General features: G+C 39.0%; 3 protein-coding genes and 2 pseudogenes. 4 read left to right on the top strand and 1 reads right to left on the bottom strand.

Going from position 1 to position 6,129, the window contains the following annotated elements:
* The 3 genes and pseudogenes from AC6F75_RS11370 to AC6F75_RS11360 all read left to right on the top strand — a co-directional run.
* Positions 1-153: pseudogene (locus AC6F75_RS11370) on the top strand (toxin-antitoxin system YwqK family antitoxin); the annotation flags it as partial.
* Complete coding sequence (locus tag AC6F75_RS11365) at positions 134-2,071, top strand: DUF3858 domain-containing protein (RefSeq protein ID WP_500715135.1); 1,938 nt, start codon at positions 134-136, stop codon at positions 2,069-2,071. The pseudogene AC6F75_RS11370 and the gene AC6F75_RS11365, both read left to right, overlap by 20 nt.
* A gap of 9 nt (positions 2,072-2,080) precedes the next feature.
* The gene (locus AC6F75_RS11360) at positions 2,081-4,051 is read left to right on the top strand and encodes a DUF3857 domain-containing protein (RefSeq protein ID WP_500715134.1); all 1,971 of its coding nucleotides are present in this window, start codon (positions 2,081-2,083) and stop codon (positions 4,049-4,051) included.
* Between the two features lie 304 nt (positions 4,052-4,355).
* Here the strand turns inward: AC6F75_RS11360 and AC6F75_RS11355 are convergent, their stop codons facing one another.
* Entirely contained in the window at positions 4,356-5,867 is a 1,512-nt protein-coding gene (locus tag AC6F75_RS11355; RefSeq protein ID WP_500715133.1) for an IS1634 family transposase, read from the bottom strand.
* Positions 5,868-5,983: 116 nt separating this feature from the next.
* On the opposite strand from AC6F75_RS11355, the pseudogene AC6F75_RS11350 reads away from it, so the two are divergent.
* Positions 5,984-6,129 (top strand): annotated as a pseudogene (locus tag AC6F75_RS11350) (transposase); the annotation flags it as partial.

Below are 6,129 nucleotides of genomic sequence, written 5' to 3'. Positions count from 1 at the left end.
AAAAAATACTGGGAAAACGGAAACATTCGTGAAGAAATAACTTATCTAAACCATACCAAAGAAGGAGATGCCAAGTATTACAATGAAAACGGAAAACTTATCAAAACAGAAAAATACTTTGACGGTGAAATATATGAAATTAGAAAAAATTAAAACAGGGGTCACGCTCCTCTTTGCAGTCCTTCTAATAACTGGGGCACAGGCACAACTTGGCGAAGAATTTACAATCTATAAGAACAAATATCCCAATGCCGGGAAAGTGCGCTTGATCCAGGAAACACACGTTTCATTGAGTATCAATCGCGGGAATATCGACATTACCCAGGAGTTTCACGAAGAAGACCTGTACCTCGATGAATCTGCCATCAATCGGGCCAAGCAATCGGTGAACTTTTCTGCTTTTTTTGAAATGCAGGCCATAGAAGCTTCCTCGCTGATACCTGACCGAAATAGATACAGGGAAATAAAAGTCGCTACGTTTACAGAGAGGGATGAGTTGGAACATTCCTTTCACGACGATATGCGCTCACTGAATTTTATATTCCCCGACCTGAAAAAAGGCGCCAAGTCCAAAATGAAATATTCTGAAAAAGTACTGAATCCCCGGTTTTTAAGCCCGTTTTATTTTGGCGATTATTTCCCGGTCATCAACAATACATTTACCATTACCGCCCATAAGGACATCAACCTCACCTTTAAGGAGTTTCATACAGAAGGATTGGATATCAGCTTTCGCGAAAGCCAAAAAGGGAACAACAAAATCTACAGTTGGCAACTGAAGGACCTTCCTGATTTTAAACCCGAAAACGGAGCGCCCAATTACAAGACGTTTATACCACATATTATCCCCATCATAACCTCTTATAAAGCCAATGGAAACACCATCAATGTGCTTCAGGATGTGTCTGACCTCTACGGCTGGTATTACACCCTGACCAAAGACCTCAATAAAGATGCACCTGACCCCCAGCTGGTGAGTCTTGTACATGAACTTACGGCAGATAAGGAGAACGAATTTGAAAAAGTAAGGGCCATCTACTACTGGACACAAAAGAATATAAAATACATCGCTTTTGAATATGCACTTGGAGGGTTTGTGCCCCGCGAAGCCAATGCCGTGTTTCAAAAAAAATATGGCGACTGCAAAGACAATTCGAGCATCCTCAAACAAATGCTGGATATAGCCGGAATTGAAGGTCAACTCACCTGGATTGGCACCCGTAAAATACCCTATACTTATGAGCAGGTGCCCACACCATTAGTAGATAACCATATGATTTTGGCTTATGTCTATGAGGGAAAAACATATTATCTCGATGCCACAGGTAGGTATCTGCCGCTGGAACTCCCCGCACCTTTTATTCAGGGCAAGGAAGCACTGATAGCTATGCCCGGTGGTAACTACAGGATAGAAACAGTGCCCGTGATTCCAGCTTCTGAAAATGCGTTCTTGGATGTTACTCATTTAAAAATTGAAGGAAACAACCTCACGGGAAGTTCAAAAACCGAAATCACCGGCTTTGCAAAACTGGATTATTTCAATGCCCTAGAGCAACTCAATACCCCCGATAGAATAAAGCAATTTTACAATGCCCACTTTAGAAAAGGAAGCAATAAGTTTTTGATAGAAACATTTGAGGAGAAAAATAAATTTGAGTATGACAAAAACCTTTCAGTAGATTACACCTTCCATATTGCAGACTACATTAAAAATTTGGAGGATGAGATTTACATAAACTTAAACCTCAACAGGGATGTTACAGTCTTTAAAACCCGCGATGACAGGAAACAGGCCGTTGAAATAGAATACAATAAAAAATTTGCCACCACCACCACACTTGAGATTCCTGATGGATATAAAGTGTCTTTTTTACCCAACAATATTGATTTGAAAAATGAGTATATAGCTGCTTCCATTCAGTATCAAATGGAAAACAATCAGGTGATTTACACTCATTTCATTGAGCAAAACTTTTTAGTGCTGGACCCCGAACCCCAAAAAGAAGTCAACGCACTCATCAAAGAAGTTGAAAAAGCCTATAGAGAAATTGTGATATTAGAAAAAATATAAACCCGAATTATGAAAAATACATTTTTTATTTGCCTGACACTACTTATGACCACTGTGATGTTCTCACAGGACACCCCTTTTTATGTAGATTATAATTGGGACGAAAACCCACAGTATCAAGTAGACCCAAACACCACCGAGGAGATGCTGGGAATCAAAAATAAGGTAGTGACTGAATTTTTTATGAATGATGAAGGCGACCTGGAAGAATATTATCTTGAGCATAAAGTGCTGTGGCTCAATTCAGACAGTGCCATTGAATATTACAATAAAATTTATCTTCCATTTTCTTCCTCTTCCCACCTTGAGGTGAACCGCGCAAGGGTAATCACCAAGAATGGAAAGATCATGCCCCTTGACGAATCAAACATACTCACCGCCCGCGATGAGGAAACAGGAAGGCAATACAAATATTTTGCTTTTGAGGGAATAGAAAAAGAAAGTTTTATTGAATATTACTACATCCTGAAAAAACAACCGGAGTATCAGGGTAAAAAAATCAACTTACAGTCTGACGTGGAATGGAAGGATGTGTCTTTTGACCTCTATTCTCCTGAGCATTTGGTGTTCAAGGTCAAGAGCTACAACAAGCTGCCCGAAGTGGTGCAAGACACCCTCACTGAAGGAAAATTACACTGGAGCCTTGCTGTGGACAAAATGGAGAAACTGGAAGATGAGGAAGGGTCTCCATACAACGCCATGCGTGCAGCATTGGTATATAAACTCGACCAGAATCTATATAACAATATGCGTGATATAGTCTCTTATGGCAAAATAGCACAAAACATCTATGCTTTTTATTATCCGGAACATGGAAAAAAAACCCTAAGAGCACTTGAAAAATTTGTTGCTGAAGCCACCGCCGGTGTCGGAAAAGATGAAGTATCACAAGTGCGTGCACTGGAATACCACATAAAAAACAATTTTATGAATACCTCCGGAAATTCAGAAGACCTCAGTGATATTGAAACAGTAATCAGCCGAAAAGTAGCCAATGAGACCGGTATTTTAAAACTGTTTACGGCTGCTTTAAAACAACTCGACATCAAACACGAGATTGTAATCACCTCAGACAGGGAAATCCTCAAGTTTGACCCTGAATTTGAAGCCACCAATTTCCTTACAGATTTCCTGATCTATTTTCCCGGCAGCAAGTTGTATATGTCCCCGACAGATGAATCTTCACGCATAGGTTTTCCGCCGGCTTACCTTACAGACAACTACGGTTTGTACATCAAGGAAATGACCGTGGGCAACCTCACTTCGGGAGTAGGTAAAATAGGCTATATCCAGCCTGTTAAAGCAGAGAAAACTTTTGACGAAATGCACGTAAATGTGACTTTTGACCCCGATGACCTGGCCATCACTGAAGTAAAACTGGATCGCCGGCTCAATGGGTATTATTCGATGTTTATCCATCCCTATATGCATTTAATTAAGGAAGAATTAAAAAATGAAATCCTGGAAGGCTTTGCGTTGCGACTGGATGAAAATGCAGAGATTATCCAAAAAGAGGTGCATAACGGAGATTCAAAATTATTTGGCATCAAGCCTTTACAATTTGTTCTACAATTTCGCTCTGAGGCATTTATAGAAAAAGCAGGGAACAAATACTTATTTAAAATAGGTGAAATTATTGGGGAGCAAATACAGCTTTATCAGGAAAAACAACGTGTACTGCCCATGGAAAGTGAATACCAGCGTAGTTATTACAGAACCATTACGGTTGAAATTCCAGAAGGGTATAAAATAGCCAACCCCGATGACTTGATCATCAACAATGCCTTTTCAAACAACAAGCAAGAAGAGATATTAGTATTTCAGTCAAATTATACTATTGAAAACAACATCCTTACTATAAAGGCAGATGAACATTACCGTCAAAACATCATAGACACCGAAATTTACGAACAATACCGGACAGTAATCAACAGTGCGGCAGATTTTAATAAAATAACACTGATTATAGAGGAAATTTAAAGTATCGGTTTCAAAAAGCAATACCGGAACAAAAAGGATGGTTTTTAGCGTGTGAGTTAGAGTTTTTCCTTATGATAGCTTAATATTCACTCCATTGTAGACCGCTATATACTCCATATACACTTCATATCAACCCATATAGACTCATATAAAATGTAAGTGGCTGTTTTTTTTGCACTTTGTATTTTTGACGTGAAATTTTAAGCTTCAGGTTTAAACAGCTGTCAGCAAAACATTGAACCTTAAACCCTGAACAGAAATCTTAGCAGCTTCGCCGCCTGTTTTCGTCGCTGGGACACCCAAGTCAAAAACCGAACAATTTTGCTAGAGCCTTTTGCTCTTCTGACTTGATAATGGTAGAGTAAGTGATTTGTTTTGTGATTGGATGTACCACCTTTACTGCATAAATTGTCTTAGCTATGTCTATTGCTTTCTCAGGACTTATTTTGGCTTCTTTGGCCTTTAATTGCCTTTCTAATTCCTTGTGTATTTTGTAAGCTGCAAAAGCGATACAAATATGTGCCTCGATCCTTCTTTGTGTCCTGTGGTATATTGGTCGTATTCCTAAATCTGTTTTGGCTATTCTAAAGGCTTTTTCAATTTGCCATAGGTCTTTGTAGTTTTCCAGGACATCCTCTTTTTTTAATGTGGTATTGGCAATGTAGCCTTTTAATCCATCCCACTTTTTATCCTGTTCGATTTTTTCTTGGTCTATTGATATTTTGACCTCGTTCTCTATTTGTAAGAACTTGTTGTATCCTCTATTGTTTATGCTTGTCTTGGTCAGTTTGCCCGACTTGCTCTGCTTTTCCAGTTTTTTCAAACCCCGTTCACGGTTGTAGGCATCTTTCTTAGCCCTTGCTTGAGAATAGCTGATGATGAGGTTTGTGTTTGTGCCTATTTTGAGTGATGTACTTTCCCCATTTTTTAGTTCTAATGATAGGATCTGTTCCTTTATTTTTTTGCTTACCGATTTAACCCTCGCCCCCAAGATATATTCATAACCACCCTGTTCCAACAAGGTGATATTCTCTTTGGACAACAACCCTGCATCTGCTACAACAACTAGGCTCTTGAGTTTATACTTGCTTTTAAACGCATCGATTATAGGCAACATGGTATGCCCTTCAAATTGATTGCCACTAAAAATATCATATGCTAAAGGGTAGCCGCCCTTGCTTACCAAAAGGCCTAAAACGATTTGTGGATGTTGATGTTTCCCTTCTTTCGAAAACCCTGTTTTTCGCAAATCATCCTCACTATCCGCCTCAAAGTAAATTGTTGTGACATCATAAAAAACCACACTGATCTTATTGTCCAAAATGCTTAAAGTGTGCTGATAGCTGATTAGTTGTATTTTGTCTTTTTGATGCTTGTAAAGCTTATCCAGGTAGCGGTAAACTACCTGGACATCAATGTCCAAATACTGATATTTGGACAAATAATCAGTTGTCTTTAGTTTACTGACGGGGAAACAAAGCCTGGCCAAAACCAACTGTCTGAACAAACCATCTTCAACTTGATTGAACCCAACTTGGTCAAAAAGCTTTCCCAGCAAAAGCTCAGGGCCATAAACAGAAATATGTTCAATGCCCTGAAGGACCAGTCCCGTGCGATGATTATAGCCAGTGAAATCAAGTTCCTGGGCACCTGTATATTTCTTTATCCATTGCTTCCCCTCATTGTAGGGCTTATCAACCTCAGTAGTAATGGAACTACTTCCAATGGTTTTTATCGCCCGGTACTTTCCAGTGCTTTTGTCAATTACTTGAACACTAACAACACCGCTTTTATTTTTCTTCTTTCTAACAAACACGACCTAAAAATACTAAAAAAGAACCCTGGGACACCCAAATCAAAACAAATAAAATAATAAGTGATTAATAATGTGATGATTAAAGAAAATCCGTTTCAAAGTTGTCGAAAACAGGAGAACTCGGGGAACGAAACCACATAGAAGGCAAATTCGGACAAGGAAAATCAAAATACAAACTCAATAAAATCCTGGCAAGATTGGAGCAAACGAGCGAATCTTGGATAGCGGCCATCTTCTTTGTGATGAATATCCTAAAGCTATG

The sequence above is a fragment of the Planktosalinus sp. genome, assembly GCF_059864935.1.
The sequence above is the reverse complement of the archived record's forward strand: the minus strand, read 5'-3'. Positions and strand labels throughout refer to the sequence as shown.

Excerpts from the sequence above, each read along its gene's own strand:
- AC6F75_RS11365 (WP_500715135.1), top strand. The coding sequence starts at position 134 with ATGAAATTAGAAAAAATTAAAACAGGGGTCACGCTCCTCTTTGCAGTC.
- AC6F75_RS11360 (WP_500715134.1), top strand. The coding sequence starts at position 2,081 with ATGAAAAATACATTTTTTATTTGCCTGACACTACTTATGACCACTGTG.